Annotated in this window: 13 protein-coding genes; 8 read left to right on the top strand and 5 right to left on the bottom strand. The window is 73.0% G+C overall.

Features of this window, described 5'->3' with window-relative positions; genetic code table 11:
* Positions 1 to 6 precede the first annotated feature (6 nt).
* Positions 7 to 675 carry a DUF4142 domain-containing protein gene (locus tag AB0M93_RS47400; RefSeq protein ID WP_364287700.1) on the bottom strand — a complete coding sequence of 223 codons (669 nt, stop codon included), beginning with the start codon at positions 673 to 675 and terminating at the stop codon, positions 7 to 9.
* A 249-nt stretch (positions 676 to 924) separates the two neighbouring features.
* Between AB0M93_RS47400 and AB0M93_RS47395 the strand changes: the two genes are divergently transcribed.
* From AB0M93_RS47395 to AB0M93_RS47380, 4 genes are all read left to right on the top strand, one after another.
* Complete coding sequence (locus AB0M93_RS47395) at positions 925 to 1,503, top strand: sigma-70 family RNA polymerase sigma factor (protein WP_364287697.1); 579 nt, start codon at positions 925 to 927, stop codon at positions 1,501 to 1,503.
* Positions 1,500 to 1,877: a zf-HC2 domain-containing protein gene (locus tag AB0M93_RS47390; protein WP_364287694.1), complete on the top strand. Its 378-nt coding sequence runs from the start codon at positions 1,500 to 1,502 to the stop codon at positions 1,875 to 1,877. The genes AB0M93_RS47395 and AB0M93_RS47390 overlap by 4 nt, the downstream gene beginning before the upstream one ends.
* Before the next feature lie 31 nt (positions 1,878 to 1,908).
* Complete coding sequence (locus AB0M93_RS47385; RefSeq protein WP_364287691.1) at positions 1,909 to 4,701, top strand: AAA family ATPase; 2,793 nt, start codon at positions 1,909 to 1,911, stop codon at positions 4,699 to 4,701.
* Between the two features lie 251 nt (positions 4,702 to 4,952).
* The gene (locus AB0M93_RS47380; protein WP_364287688.1) at positions 4,953 to 6,194 is read left to right on the top strand and encodes an SLC13 family permease; all 1,242 of its coding nucleotides are present in this window, start codon (positions 4,953 to 4,955) and stop codon (positions 6,192 to 6,194) included.
* 109 nt (positions 6,195 to 6,303) lie between these two features.
* Here AB0M93_RS47380 and AB0M93_RS47375 read toward each other — a convergent pair whose 3' ends face one another.
* The 4 genes from AB0M93_RS47375 to AB0M93_RS47360 form a co-directional block, all read right to left on the bottom strand.
* Entirely contained in the window at positions 6,304 to 8,043 is a 1,740-nt protein-coding gene (locus tag AB0M93_RS47375) for a hypothetical protein (RefSeq protein WP_364287685.1), read from the bottom strand.
* A gap of 183 nt (positions 8,044 to 8,226) precedes the next feature.
* Positions 8,227 to 9,372, bottom strand: a complete 1,146-nt coding sequence (locus AB0M93_RS47370; RefSeq protein ID WP_364287682.1) for a bifunctional RNase H/acid phosphatase — start codon at positions 9,370 to 9,372, stop codon at positions 8,227 to 8,229.
* Entirely contained in the window at positions 9,369 to 10,106 is a 738-nt protein-coding gene (locus AB0M93_RS47365; RefSeq protein WP_364287679.1) for a C4-type zinc ribbon domain-containing protein, read from the bottom strand. The genes AB0M93_RS47370 and AB0M93_RS47365 overlap by 4 nt, the downstream gene beginning before the upstream one ends.
* A 93-nt stretch (positions 10,107 to 10,199) precedes the next feature.
* Entirely contained in the window at positions 10,200 to 11,039 is an 840-nt protein-coding gene (locus AB0M93_RS47360; RefSeq protein ID WP_364287676.1) for a Nif3-like dinuclear metal center hexameric protein, read from the bottom strand.
* A gap of 31 nt (positions 11,040 to 11,070) precedes the next feature.
* Between AB0M93_RS47360 and AB0M93_RS47355 the strand changes: the two genes are divergently transcribed.
* The 4 genes from AB0M93_RS47355 (at position 11,071) to AB0M93_RS47340 (ending at position 14,010) form a co-directional block, all read left to right on the top strand.
* Positions 11,071 to 11,628 (top strand): chorismate mutase, encoded by a 558-nt coding sequence (locus tag AB0M93_RS47355; RefSeq protein WP_364287673.1) that lies wholly within the window; start codon positions 11,071 to 11,073, stop codon positions 11,626 to 11,628.
* Positions 11,629 to 11,997: 369 nt separating this feature from the next.
* On the top strand, positions 11,998 to 12,459 hold the full coding sequence (locus AB0M93_RS47350) for a low molecular weight protein-tyrosine-phosphatase (protein ID WP_364287670.1): 462 nt from the start codon (positions 11,998 to 12,000) through the stop codon (positions 12,457 to 12,459).
* 49 nt (positions 12,460 to 12,508) lie between these two features.
* Positions 12,509 to 13,342, top strand: a complete 834-nt coding sequence (locus AB0M93_RS47345; RefSeq protein WP_364287667.1) for an SURF1 family cytochrome oxidase biogenesis protein — start codon at positions 12,509 to 12,511, stop codon at positions 13,340 to 13,342.
* Positions 13,343 to 13,392: 50 nt separating this feature from the next.
* Positions 13,393 to 14,010: an FMN-binding negative transcriptional regulator gene (locus tag AB0M93_RS47340; RefSeq protein ID WP_364287664.1), complete on the top strand. Its 618-nt coding sequence runs from the start codon at positions 13,393 to 13,395 to the stop codon at positions 14,008 to 14,010.
* Positions 14,011 to 14,041 lie beyond the last annotated feature (31 nt).

Genomic DNA, 14,041 nt, shown 5'->3' with positions numbered 1-14,041 from the left:
GCGGCGTTACCTCCGGGGGCGCGGCGAGGTCCTGCCGGGGGTCCCGAGCAGGCGGAGCAGGCCGAACGTGGCGACCGCGGCGAGGGCCACGCAAACGGCACCGACGGCGATGGCGCCGCCGCCGAGGGTGTCGTCCTCGGTGGCGGAAACGAGCAGGGACGTGGTTTCGGCGAGCCCGGTGCTCTCGAGCAGCGTCAGGTGCCCGAGGGAGGTGTCGACGGCGGTCTGGGCGAACGCGCGGACGTCGTCGTCGCGGGTGCCGGCGCGGACGTCGGAGGCGAGCCCGAAGAGGGTGCCGTACTCGGCGCGGAGGCGGTTGACGTAGGCGCGGTCGAAGCGGTCGCCGGAGTCGGCGGCGATCTCGCCGGCCCAGGTGCGCTCCTGGTCCGTCGGCTCCCCCGGCAGGGTGACGGCGAGCCGGTCGGCGACCGCGCGCAGGGCGACGTCGAGGCGGGCCTGGTCGTCGGCGATGCGGACGGCGACGGCGCGGACGCGGCGGTTGGTCGCGCGCTCGACGGCGAGCCTGCTCGACGGCACGGCCCACAGCGTGTGCTGCTTCAGCCGGGTCAGCAGGGCACGGTCGGTCTGCTGCAGTTCCCCGGCCGACGCCGGGAGCGCACAGCCGAGCAACAGCGCGGTCGCGGCGGCCAGCAACGCCACGAATCGGAGCGGCATCCCCGTTGTCCCTTCGCGAAGGAGTTCTCATCTCCAGCTACGGCCGGAAGGTGTGATCCGGTTCTCACCGTCACCTTTTAGTGACCTGTGACGTGCATCACAAATACAGATTGTGAACACCGCCACGGAGAGCCACGGCAGGCCCGCAGCTAATTGGGTCGGGAAACTAATGCATATGGTCTATTAAGTCTTTTTGCGCTACGCTCCGGTAGCCCCACGGTCCGCCAGTCAGGTGAGGTTGCGAGCTTTATGGAAGCACTGGGCAGAGAAAGTCGCGGCCACGTCGGCTACGCCCCGTCCGCCACGGCGGTCGACACCGGCCCCGACACGGGGGACGACCTCGTCCCGTTGCTCTACAAGGACTTCCGCGCGACGCTGTTTTCGCAGGTCCTGGCCCTGACGAACCATGACCGGCAGTGGACCGAGGACGTGGTGCAGGAGACGATGATCCGCGCTTGGCAGCACTCCGACACGCTCGAACGCGAGCCCGGAATGCTGCGTGGATGGCTGCTCACGGTGGCCCGCCGGATCGTGATCGACGGCTGGCGGAATCGCCGGGTCCGCCCGCAGGAGGTCGCTCTGGAGATCCCGGAAAACGCCGAGTCCACCGACCGCGCGGACAGCTCGTTAGCGGCGCTAACGATTACTCGGGCATTGCGGGAACTGGACGCGAAATATCAGTCCGTCATCTACGAGACCTATCTCGCGGGAAACACCGTTCGGAAGGCGGCGGAAATTCTCGGAATTCCCGAGGGAACCGTCAAATCGCGGTTGTACACGGCGATGCGGCAATTGCGGAAGGCGCTCGGGGAAGTGGCGGTCCGATGAAAGGGCGGCACGCGGACGCCGCGGCCTACGGGCTCGGCGTCCTCGACGATCCGGCGGAGTTCGAAGCGCACCTGCTCGGCTGCGCCCGCTGCCGGAGCCGGGTCGCCGGGTTCGGCCCGGTGACCGGCGCGCTGGCCGAGGCCGCGCGGCTGGGCTACCTGCCGCCGGGCGATGGGGCCGCCCGGCGCCGGAAGGCGGCCGGCCCGCTCCTGCTGCTCGCGCTCGGGGTGGCCGTCACGGCCTTCAGCACTACCCGGCCGGCCGCCGGGAAGATCCGGTTCGCATCCCCTGCGTCCATCGTCTCCCCTGGTCAGGTCGTGGCCGGTGCCGGCCGAGCGCCGCGGAGTCTCCCGTGGCCGGCCGGTTTCCAGTAGTCTGCCCCAACCCAACATGAAAGTCCTTACGGTGGATACCGAAGTAAATCCCGAGCACCCCGTCAGCGGGGCTTCGGTACCGAAGCGTCCCGCCCCGCGGCTCCCCGGCCGCGAGCCCGAACTCAACCGCCTGACCGGTCTCTTCCCGCTCGCGCTGGGCGGCACGGCCGCCAGCGCGGTGCTGGTCGGCGAGTTCGGCATGGGCAAGAGCGCCACCCTGCGGACCACCGCCGCGCTGGCCGCGGACGCCGGGTTCACCGTCGCGACCGCCACCGGGTCGCGGCTGGAGAGCCACCTCGCGGGCGGCCTCGTCCGCCAGCTGGCCGACGCGCTCGAAGGACCGGATGCGCCGCCGCGCCCGCCCGTCGCCGAGCTGTGCGGACCGGCCGGCGAGAGCGAAGCGCTCGACCTCTTCTTCCGGATCGTCCGCGACGCGAGCGCGCGGGGTCCGCTGTTCCTCGGCATCGACAACGTCCACCTCGCCGACGCCTGGTCCATGCGGTGCCTGGCCTACATCCGCAACCGCGTCCTCGACCTGCCGGTGTTCATCCTCCTGACGTCGCTGACCGGGCACCCGCCGCACCGCGAGGTCGCGCTGCTGGAGATGGCGGGCTGCACGCCGGCCACGATCACGCTCAACGGCCTCGGCGACGCGGCCGCCGCGGAGATCCTCGGCCTCGCCCCCGGCGAGCTCGCGTCCGCCTGCCGCGAGGCGACCGGCGGCAACCCGTACCTCCTGCAGGCGCTGCGACCCCGGCTGCTGCCCGGCGCGGACCCGCACGAGCTCGGCTCGTCGCTGATCGGTCAGGTCCTCCACACGCGGATGCACGAGTTCCCGCACGCGCCGGCCATCCTGCACGCGGCGGCGGTGCTCGGCGAGGACGCGACCTTCGACCTGCTGGCCAAGCTGGCCGGCGTCGACGAGCTCGACGCGCTGCAGGCCATCGACACCATGGTCCGGCTGCACGTGCTCAACAACAGCAGCCAGCCGACGCTGACCTACTCCTTCGTCCGCAACTCCCTGCTCAAGGACATGCCGCGGACGACGAGGGCGGTCAACCACTCCCGCGCGGCGAAGCTGCTGACGGAGACGGGCGCGCCGGCCGAGCGCGTCGCCGCCCACCTGCTGGAAGCGACGTCGATCCGGATCCCGTGGGCGGTGGACGTGCTGCGGCTGAGCGCGCGCGACGCCGTGTTCTCGGGGCGGCCCGAGCTGGCCGCGCGGCACCTGCGGCGGGCGCTGGAGGAACGGCTCACGTCCGGGCGCCGGATGGCCGTGCTGCTGCAGCTCGCGCACGCGGAGTTCCAGTTCGACCCGCCCGGCGCGGCGAAGCGGGTCCGGGAGGCCGTCGACACGGTCGGCAACCGCGAGACCGCCGCGTACATCGCCACCGCGATGCTGCTGTCGCTGTGCGGCGGCCAGGACGCGCGGCTCGGGATCAGCGCGGCGGGCCAGATCGCCGCGCGGCTGGACGCCGGCGGCCCGGACGCGGTGTGGCCGCTGCTGTGCATGACCTACCTGGCCGAGGCGGGCAGCCGGCTCGGGCCGCCCCCGGAGTTCCGCGACTTCGAGGAGCAGTGGGCGCCGCTGACCGACCCGGCGGCCCAGCGGAGCCGCTCGGCGCTGCTGGCCCTGGACGCCGTCCGCAACGGCGAGTCGTCGCAGGACGCCGTCGGCCACTTCGCGGACGCGCTGACCGGAGACGATGGCGACCTCTTCGAACAGCACTACTTCTTCACGCTGGCGACGGCGGTGCTCGCGGACGAGCCGGCGCACGTCGACCGGCTGTGCCGCGTCCTCGACGTCGAGCGCGAGCCGTGGGACGTGCACGTGCCGCACGGCGCGCTGCCGACCCTGGCCCGCGGGATCGCGCTGCAGGCCAGCGGCGACCTGCAGCGGGCCAGCGTCCACTTCGAATCGCTGCTGCGCCGGTTCGACGAGCGCGGCGGGACGACGACCTGCCCGGTCGGCGTGCTGTGCGCGGCCAAGCTCGTCGAGTGCTGGGTGGACCTCGGCCGGTTCGAGGCGGCGACGTCGCTGCTGGACCGGATGGACTTCGTCGCGAGCCAGGGCCTGTTCACGCACACGTACCTGCTGTACGCGCGGGGCCGCCTGCGCGTCGCGACGGGGTACACGCGCTTCGGCTTCGAGGACCTGCTGAGCTGCGGACGGCGGCTGGCGCACCACGGCATGCGGTTCCCGGGGTTCGTGCCCTGGCGCGCACACGCCGCGCGCGCGGCGCTGGCGCTCGGCCAGGCCGACGACGCGGCGCGGCTGGCCGAAGAGGACATGAACGCCGCCGCCCGCTGGGGTGCGCCGCGCCCGCTGGGCACGGCGCTCACGACGCTCGGCCTGGTCCGCGAGGACGACGAAGCCGAACGAGCGCTGCAGAAGGCGATCACGACGCTGCGCTCGTCGCCGGCGCGGCTGCAGCTGGCGACGGCGCTGACCGAGCTGGGCACGCTGCAGGCGCGGCACGGTCAGTCCGAAAAGGCGATCGAGACGCTGCGGCAGGCCGTGGAGCTGAGCGAGCACTGCGGCGCGCGTCCGCTGGCGCGCCGGGCGGCCGAGGAGCTGCGGTCGTCGCGGCGGGCGTTGACGCCGGCGAAGGACAACGAGCACGGCCTGACGCGGCAGGAGAACCGGATCGCCGTCATGGCCGCGCAGGGGCTGACCAACCGCGAGATCGCGACGGCACTGCACCTGACGCGGCGGACGGTGGAGCTGCACCTGTCGGGCGCGTACCGCAAGCTCGGCATCCCCGGGCGCGCGGAACTCGGTGGGGCGCTGGCGAAGTCTTCCCAGCGCGGGGACGGTCGCTGACCCGCTCGCGGGGTCCGTCCATTCGGGACTCGGCGGGTTCCTGGCCGCCGCGGGGGAGTCCACATCGGACTGGCGGGGCCGGCTCGGCACGTCGAGGGTTTCCGCACCCGGCTGACCGGCTCCGCCACCCCGAAGCCGCCGCTTCAGTGAGAGCCGCCGGCGATCCGGGACCCGGGCCCGCGGGGGCGCCCCCCGTCTTCCACGCTACCCGGCACCACCGACAAAATCGGGGCGTCGGTTAGCGTTGACGCGTGAATCTCCTCGCGGGCGCGGCCAGCCTGCTCCTCCTGGCCGGTGTGCTCGTCTTCGCGATCGTCCGTCCGCGGGGCTGGCCGGAGGCGGTCGCCGCCGTGCCCGCCGCCGGAGTCGCGCTCCTGCTCGGGCTGGTGCGGCCCGCCGCGGCCGGGCACCGGGCCGTCGAGATCCTGCCCACGCTGGGCTTTCTCGCCGCGATCCTCCTTTTGTCCTTTCTGGCCAGTGTGGACGGTGTCTTCACCTGGCTCGGCAACCGGCTCGCCGAGGCGTGTCACGGCCGGCCGCGGCGGTTGCTCGTGCTGACGTTCGCCGCCGCGGCCGGGGTCACCGCGATCCTCAGCCTCGACGCCACCGTCGTGCTGCTCACGCCGGTGGTCCTCGCCACCGCGACCAGCCTGGAACTGCCCGCCCGGCCGCACGTCTACGCCTGCGCGCACCTGGCCAACTCGGCGTCGACGCTGCTGCCCGTCTCCAACCTGACGAACCTGCTGGCCTTCGCCGCGTCGGGGCTGACGTTCGCCGGGTTCACCGCGCTGATGGCCCTGCCGTGGCTGGTCACCCTCGCCATCGAACTGGTCGTCTTCCTGCGGTTCTTCGCCGCGGACCTGCGGCCGCGCGAGACGCCCGAACCGCGGCAGCACCTCGAGACGCCGACGTTCGCCCTCGTCATCCTCGGCCTGACGCTCGCCGGGTTCGCCGTCGGGCAGCTCGGGCACGTCGAGCCGGTGTGGATCGCCGCGCTGGCCGCGCTGATCCTCGGGGTGCGCGCGCTCGCGCGGGGCAAGATCCGGCCGTGGCAGCTGGTCAGCGAAGCCGCGCCGCAGCTGTGCCTGTTCGTGCTGGGGCTGGCCGTGGTGGTGGAAGCCGTGTCGGAGCACGTCCTCGGCGGCGTGCTGCGTGACGTCCTGCCGACGTCGACGGGTCTGGTCGACCTCCTGGTGGCGGCCGGGGTGGCGGCGCTGCTGGCCAACCTCGTCAACAACCTGCCGGCGACGCTGATCCTGCTGTCCGTGCTGGGCCCGCACCCGGCGCCGGGCGTGCTGCTGGCGGTGCTCCTGGGGGTGAACATCGGCCCGAACGCGAGTTACCTCGGCTCGCTGGCGACCCTCCTGTGGCGCCGGACGCTCCCTAAGCCCCCTTCGGCCCGGACGTTCCACGCGCTGGGCGCGCTCACGACACCGCTGTGCCTCGCCGCAGCCACCGTCGCGCTGTGGCTGGGCCTCGGCCTGGCCTCGTGAATGGGCATCACGCGTGATCAGCGAGCCATCACGCGTGATTGGAGAGGCATCACGCGTGATTGGCGGGCCATCACGGGCGGGACTCGCGTGATCGGGGGCGGGACTCGGGTCAGCTGGGCATCGTGATCGTCTGGCCGGGCTTCATCGTCGGGCCGCAGTCGTCCAGGGGGCCGCCGAAGCGGTCCGCCGCCACGGCCGGGATCGTCTTGGCCGCGTAGTCTTGGGCCGCCTTCAGCTTCGCCGGGTCCGTGACCGCGTCGCGGCGGACCCAGTCGCCGTTGCGGAGGCCCTCGATCGGGGAGCTGTAGATCAGGACGTAGTCGCGGTCGAGGCGCGGGTCCAGCGCGATGCCGTTGCCCGCCGCCCAGGGGCCCCACGAGTGGATGAACGTCGGCTTGACCGTGTCGAACACGTAGTTGCGCAGGCCGGCCAGGTCGTTGTCGTGCACCAGGTCGGCGATCGGCTTGTTGACCAGCCCCGCCATGTCGACCAGCTCGAGCCGGCTGGTCATCGACGAGCCGCCGAGGTCCGGCAGCAGCAGCGACGCCTTCTGCAGGCCGAGGATGTCGGCGTAGGTGTTGAACCCGCGGCCGAAGCGGTCGGCCACCAGGCACGCCGTGATGTTCGGGTTCTTCGCGAACTTGTCCGCCGCGGCCGCGAACCCGAACGCCGACGGCACGAACGCACCCACCAGCACGACGATCACGCCCACGCGCAGCAGCGCGCGCCGGTGGCGCAGCAGCTCACCGGCCGAAAGCGTGCCCGCGATCACGGCCAGCGGCCAGATCGGGCTGGCGAACCGGTGCTGGTACATCCAGTCGGCGACCATCACGCCGTACGCGACGATCCCCAGGCCCAGCGGCACCAGCAACGCGACCAGCGAACGCCGCCAGGGCGCCTTGACCAGCGCGAACCCGATCACCAGCGCGAGCACGATGACGCCGGCCCAGCCCGCGTAGCCGACCAGCTCGAACGGCCGCTTGACGGCGTCGAACCCGGGCAGGCCCTGCTGCTTCGCGACCGACGGGTTGGCCAGCAGCCGGCCGAACTCCGCGTGCCGCCAGACGACGTACCCGCCGAACGGCACCGCGAACGCAGCCACCGACAGCAGCGCGAGCCGGAAGCTCTTCCAGAACAGGCCGCCGCGCAGCAGGAACAGCGCCGCCAGCGGGTACGCGCCCGCGTAGATCAGGCCTTCCGGCCGGGTCAGGGCCGCGAACGCGACCAGCACGCCGGCCCACAGCGCGACCTTCGGCGTCAGCAGCTTGTCCCGCTTCACCGAGACGAACAGCGTCACGGCCAGGGTGACCACCGCGAACGCGAACAGCGAGTTCTCCAGGCCGGACACGACCCAGATGACGTACGACGGGATCGTCGCCAGCGTCAGGCCGGCCACCAGCGTCACCAGCCACGCGAACCGCGTGAAGATCTGCTTCGCGGCGATGTAGCAGGCGGTCAGGACGCCGCCGGTGAACAGCAGGCCGAGCGCCTTCGGGAACAGCACGTAGTCCGGGATGCCGAAGAGGGTGCCGCGGTCGAAGAGGCCGACGAGCTTGCCGAGGCCGAGCAGCACCATCCACGTCGGGTCGGAGAAGCCCTCGACCGGCGGGGCGCCCGGCTGCAGCACCGGGCCGACGCCGTCGGCGAAGCTGCGGGCGTAGGAGAAGGTGATGGCGGCGTCGTCGACGATCCAGTGGCCGTAGCGGGTGGCGTGGGCGGCGACCGCCGCGACGCCGGCGAGCACGGCCAGCACCGGGGCCAGGCGCGCGCCCCAGCCACGCGCGGCCGTGGTGGCCGGGTCCTCGGGGACGTCGCTCTGGGAGGTCTCGGTGAGTGCGCTAGCCGTCATGTCCTCGTCACTGTTCCGCCCGCAGGCTTCTGCCGGTGGGATACGCGCGAGCTGGCGCCCCCTTAGTGGATCCGCAGGCGGATCCGCCACCGCGGCGACGCGGTCGAGACACTGTAGCCAATACCCCATCCGGGGTCGGCCACGCGTCGGTGTTGAGCGTGATCCACCCCACATTTTCCCCGGTCAGACGAGGTGCGAGGTGTCGTTGACCAACCGGACCGAGGCGTTCCCGTCCGGGTAGAACTCGACGATCGACAGGGACGCCAGATCCAGGTGCAGCCGGAACAGCAGCTGCGGCCCGGCGTCGAGGCCCATCCGGAGCAGGGTCTTGATCGGTGTCACGTGGCTGACCAGCACCAACGTCTTGCCGCCGTGCTCGGCGATGAGCTCGTCGCGGGCCTTGCGGACGCGCCGGTGGACGACGTCGAAGCTCTCCCCGCCGGGCGGCGGCACCGAGCTGTCGCTCAGCCACGAACTGTGCAGTTCGGGGTCGCGGTCGGCCGCCTCGGCGAACGTCAGGCCCTCCCACTCGCCGAAGTCCGTCTCGATGAGACCGGGATGGGTCTCGACGCGGCCGCCGAGCGCGTCGGCGACGGCCTGCGCGGTCTGCTTGGTACGGGTGAGCGGCGAGGAGACGATCGGGACGGCCTCGCCGTCGACGACCAGGCCCTCCATCGCGGCCAGCCGCTTCGCCGCCGCCGCGGCCTGCCCCCGGCCCAGCTCGGTCAGCGGGACGTCGCCGCGGCCGGAGTAACGCCGGAGGGCCGACATCTCCGTCTGGCCGTGCCGCAGGAGCAGCAGCCGGGTCGGCGTGCCTTTCGCCCCGGTCCAGGCCACGGCCGCGCGGTCGGGCTTGCGGGTCGGCAGCTTGGGCAGGGCCGCGGTCTTCTTAGCGGCGCCGGGCCGGCCCGCGGCGGGTTTGCCGGTCGCGGCGTCCATGGCCTCGTTCGCCAGGCGGTCGGCGTGGGAGTTCTGCGCCCGCGGGATCCACTCGTACTTGACGCGGGAGAAGCCCGCGGCCAGTGCCTTGGCCCGCTCGGCCAGCGGCTGCATGTCCGGGTGCTTGATCTTCCAGCGGCCGGACATCTGCTCGACCACCAGCTTCGAGTCCATCCGGACGTCCACTGTGGACGCGCCGAGCTCGGCCGCGGCGGCCAGCCCGGCGATCAGGCCGTTGTACTCGGCGACGTTGTTGGTGACCACGCCGAGGCTTTCCTTGCGCTCGGCGAGGACTTCGCCGTCGCTGTCGCGGACCACGGCGCCGTAGCCCGCGGGCCCCGGGTTGCCCCGCGAGCCGCCGTCCGCTTCGACGATGACGTGCGAGGTCACAGACCCGACTCCAGGGTCCGGACCAGGATCGCGCCGCAGTTCTCGCACTGGATGACGTCGTCCGCCGGGGCGGCCTTGATCTCGTTCACCGTGTTGCGGTCCAGCTCCAGCTGGCAGGCGCCGCAGCGGCGGGCGCGCAGCAGCGCCGCCCCGATGCCCTTGTGCTCGCGGACGCGCTCGTACAGCTTGAGCAGCGGCTCCGGGAAGCGCGGCACCAGCTTCTCGCGGTCCTCGGCGCGGCGCGCGCGGGTGGTGTCGAGGTCCTTGAACGCCTCGTCGCGGCGGGCGATCGCGGCGGCGACCTCGGCCTCGGCCTTGTCGACCTCGGCGCCGGTGCGCTGCGCGTCCAGGCCGAGGGCCTCGCGCTGCTCCATCAGCTCCAGCAGGTCGTCCTCGAGCGCGCTCTGGCGGCGTTCCAGCGACTGCAGCTCGTGCTCGATGTCGGTCATCTGCTTCGAGTTGACCGAGCCCGACGCGAGCAGCTTGCGGTCGCGGTCCTCGCGGGCGCGCACCGACTCGATCTCCTTCTCCTGCCGGGCGATCTCGCGGTCGAGGTCGGAGGCGGCGGTCTCCACCGACACGAGCGCGTCGCGGCGCTCGCGGGCGGTCTTCTCCCCCGCGTCGATCTCGGCCAGCTCGGGCAGGGTGCGGCGGCGGTGCGCGGTGCGCGAGAGCTCGGCGTCCACCTTGGCGAGCTCGAGCAACTGGCGCTGCACGGCGGGTTCGGCCTTCACGGTGCTCCTCTACTGTGTCGATTGTTACCAATCCGACCGGCAGCCACGGCGGAACAGGTGCCGGTGAGCGAGTTCGCTCCGGTTTGTGTCCGCCTACTTTCGACCGGATTGGTAAATCGGTGTGCGCTCGGCGCGGACGGTCCACGGGTCGGTGCACCGCGTGGACACGTGAACGTCAACGCTACCCGCAAACGCCTGCGCCACGAGCGCCGAGGCTTGCCCGCACCAGGGCCACTCGCTGGCCCAGTGGGTCACGCCGACCAGCGCGGGCACCGCACCCGGGCCGGCGAGGTGTTCGCCGGCGGGGTGATGCCGCAGGTCGGCGGTGACGAAGGCGTCGACGCCGGCCGCGGTGGCCTGCTTCAGGTAGGAGTCGCCGGCGCCGCCGGACACGGCGACCGTGCGGATCGGGCGGTCCGCGTCGCCCGCGCCGAGCACGCCGGGCACGGTCGCGGGCAGGGCGTCGGCGACGCGCTGGACGAATGCCGCGAACGGCTCGGGCGCGGGCAGCTCGCCAACGCGGCCGATGCCGGTGACGCCGTCGGCGTTCGGCGTCAGCGGGCCGGTCACGCGCAGGCCGATGGCCGCGGCGAGCGCGTCGGAGACACCGGGGTCGGCGGAGTCGGCGTTGGTGTGCGCGCAGTAGAGGGCGATGCCGGCGCGGATCATCCGGTGCACGAGCGAGCCCTTGGCGGTGTCGGCGGGCACGCCGTGCACGCCGCGCAGCAGCAGCGGGTGGTGGGCGACGATCAGCTGCGCGCCGAGCTCGGCGGCTTCGCCGACGGTCTCGGCGACCGGGTCGACGCAGAAGAGCACCCGGCCGGCGGGTTCGGCGGGATCGCCGCAGACGAGGCCGACGGCGTCCCACGACTCGGCGAGCGCGGGCGGGTACGCCTGCTCCAGGACGGTGATGATTTCGGAAAGCGCGGGCACCCGGGGATCTTCGCATGTACGGTCGCGGGCCATGCGAGTACTGGCGGTGCTCTTCGCGGTGGTTTCCGGTCTCCTGCTGACAACGGTCCCGGCCTCGGCCGCGACGTCGTCGCTGTGGCACCTGACGGACCTGGCGGCGCAGCGCGTGGCGATCGCCGACCAGGTGGCCGCGGCCAAGTACGGCACGCCGTCGCCGATCGACGACCCGGTGCGGGAACAGCAGATCTACGACTCGGTCGCGGCGCGTGCCCCGGGGCTCGGCCTCGGCCCGGCGGAGGCGGTGCGGTTCTTCCACGCCCAGATCGAGGCGAACAAGCTGGTGCAGCGCGGCCTCTACGCGCGCTGGGACGCGCACCCCGCGGAGGCGCCGACGACCCGGCCGGACCTGGGGCGGATCCGCCCGGTGATCGACCGGCTGAACACGGGGCTGCTGACGGAGCTGGCGGCGACGACCCGGGTCCGCGCGGCGCGGTCGTGCCCGGTCCGGCAGCTGGTGACGGCGGGTGTGGTGGACGGCTACCACCGGTTCGACGCGCTGCACACGCGCGCCCTCGCCGAGGCGACCTCGGCGACCTGCGTGGCGGGCTAGGAGCGGCCTGCGCCGGTCCTGGCCGGTGCGCGGAGGTGGAGGCGCCGCGGCGGCGACGGGCCGCCGCGGACGCCGGGGGCGGTCAGTTGCAGTTGCCGCAGCAGCCGCAGCCCTGGCCCGTGCACTTCGAGCAGCATCCGTGCATGATCGCTCTCCTTCCGGTTCGCGTCCTCGCCCGATCGACGCTAGGTGCGCGCCGCGGGCCGCGGATACCGCCGAGCGGGCGGGTGACCGGGTGAACCCGGTGGTTACGCTCGCGGGCCGACGGCCGCGGTCTTCGCACGTCCGCCTCCACCCGGTGGTTACGCTCGCGGGCCGACGGCCGCGGTCTTCGCACGTCCGCCTCCACCCGGTGGTTACGCTCGCGGCGTGACGCACATCGTCTTCGTCTGCTCCGGCAACATCTGCCGCTCCCCGATGGCCGAGCTCGTCTTCCGGTCCCGGCTCGAGGACGCCGGGCTCGGTGACGCCGTCCGCGTCACCAGTGCCGGTACCGGGCCGTGGCACGCCGGTGAGCCCGCCGACAAGCGGGCGCGGGCGACGCTCAAGGCGCACGGCTACCCCACCTCGCACGTCGCGTCCGAGGTGTCCGACGAGGACCTGGCCGCCGATCTGCTGCTGGCCGCCGACGAAGGGCACCTCGCGTTCCTGCGGTCGCGGGTCGAGGACCCCGCGAAGGTGCGGCTGCTGCGGTCGTTCGACCCCTCGGCCCCCGAAGGCGCCGAGGTCCCGGACCCGTACTACGGCGGCGACGACGGCTTCGAAGACGTCCTCGGCATGGTCGAGCGCGCGGTGCCCGGTTTGCTGGATTGGGTGCGTTCGCGGCGGTAGAGGTCACAGCCCGCGAAGCCCGGCGGGCGGCACGGGCTACCGTGGTGGGGTGCGGTTGCGGTTCCTGCTCCGGCCCGGGTGGCTGGCTCTGACGGCGGTGGTGTTCACCTTCGCCGTCTGCTGCTTCACGCTCCTTTCGCCGTGGCAGTTCAGCCGCAACGCCGAGCGCGAGCAGCAGAACGCCGCCCTCGAAGCGTCGTTCACCGCCGCACCGCTGCCGCTGACGCAGCTGCTGCCGCCGGGGAGCGTGCCCGGCGGGCGCACCGAATGGCACCTCGTGTCGATCACCGGCCAGTACCTGCCGGACAAGGAAGTCGTCGCGCGGCTGCGGACGGTCCAGGGCGAAGGCGCCTACGAAGTCCTGACGCCGATGCGGACCACCGACGGCACGGTCGTGCTGATCGACCGCGGGTACGTCCGGCTGGACAGCAAGTCCGGCGCGCTGCCGTTCGCGCCGCCGCCGGCCGGGACGGTCTCCGTGACGGCCCGGGTGCGTGCGGACGAGACCGACCCGAAGAACCGCGACGCCTTCGCCGACGCCTCGACCGGCGGGCAGCTGCAGAGCTACGTCGTCGACTCCCGGGTGGTGGCGCGGGCGGGCAAGCTCGACATCCGGCCGGGGTACTTCCAGCTCGACGTCGGCCAGCCCGGCGTCCTGGGCGCGTTGCCGCTGCCGCAGACCGATTCGGGGCCGTTCCTGTCGTACGCGCTGCAGTGGATCGCGTTCGGCGCGATGGCGCTGCTGGGCTGGCTGTACTTCACGGTCCGGGAGCTCAAGCCGGGCGGGGCGCTGGACGCCTCCCCCGCCGCGCCGGGCCGCCGGAAGTCCGTCGCGGAGATCCTGGCCGAGGACGAGCTCGCCGAAAGTGGCCATCAGAAGTAAGCCGGAAATGGCCCTGTGACGAGGCCACTCGCCGTGGTGATACTCGGGCCATGCTGATCCACCCGTGGGACGCCTCGTCCGATTCCGAGTGGCGCGCGTGGCTGGCCGGGCACGACTTCGGCCAGCTGATCGCCGGCGGCCGGGACCGCGACCTGCCGGTGGTGTCGCCGGCGCACTTCGCGTTCGACGGCGACCACACGATCGTCACGCACTTGGCGCGCCCGAACCCGATCTGGCCGCTGCTGGAGGAACACCCGCGGGCGCTGCTGACGGTGGTCGGCGACTACACCTACATCCGCGCGGACTGGAACACGGACGCGGACCCGGCGTACGGCGTGCCGACGTCGTACTACGCGACGGTGCAGCTGGAAGGGGACGTCCGGCTGGTCGACGACCCCGCGGCGAAGGCGGCGTTGCTCGGCGAGCAGCTGCGGCACTTCGAGCCGGACGGCGCCCGGGCGCCGGTGAGCGCCGCCCAGGACGCGCCGGACCGGCGGCTGCTGCCGGGCATCCGCGGGATCGAGTTCACGATCACGGGCGTCCGCGCGAAGTTCAAGTTCGGCGGCAACAAGACGGCGGCGGACCGGGAGCGGATCGGGACGCGCCTGGCCGAGCGCGGCGGGCCGCTGGACGCCGAGGCGCTGGCGCAGCTGCGCCGCCGCGGCTGAGGAAACCCCCAGCCGCGGCGGCCTCCTCCCC

Source organism: Amycolatopsis sp. NPDC051102, from assembly GCF_040682815.1.
Taxonomy (GTDB): Bacteria; Actinomycetota; Actinomycetes; order Mycobacteriales; family Pseudonocardiaceae; genus Amycolatopsis.
This window is presented reverse-complemented; position numbering and strand designations above follow the sequence as displayed.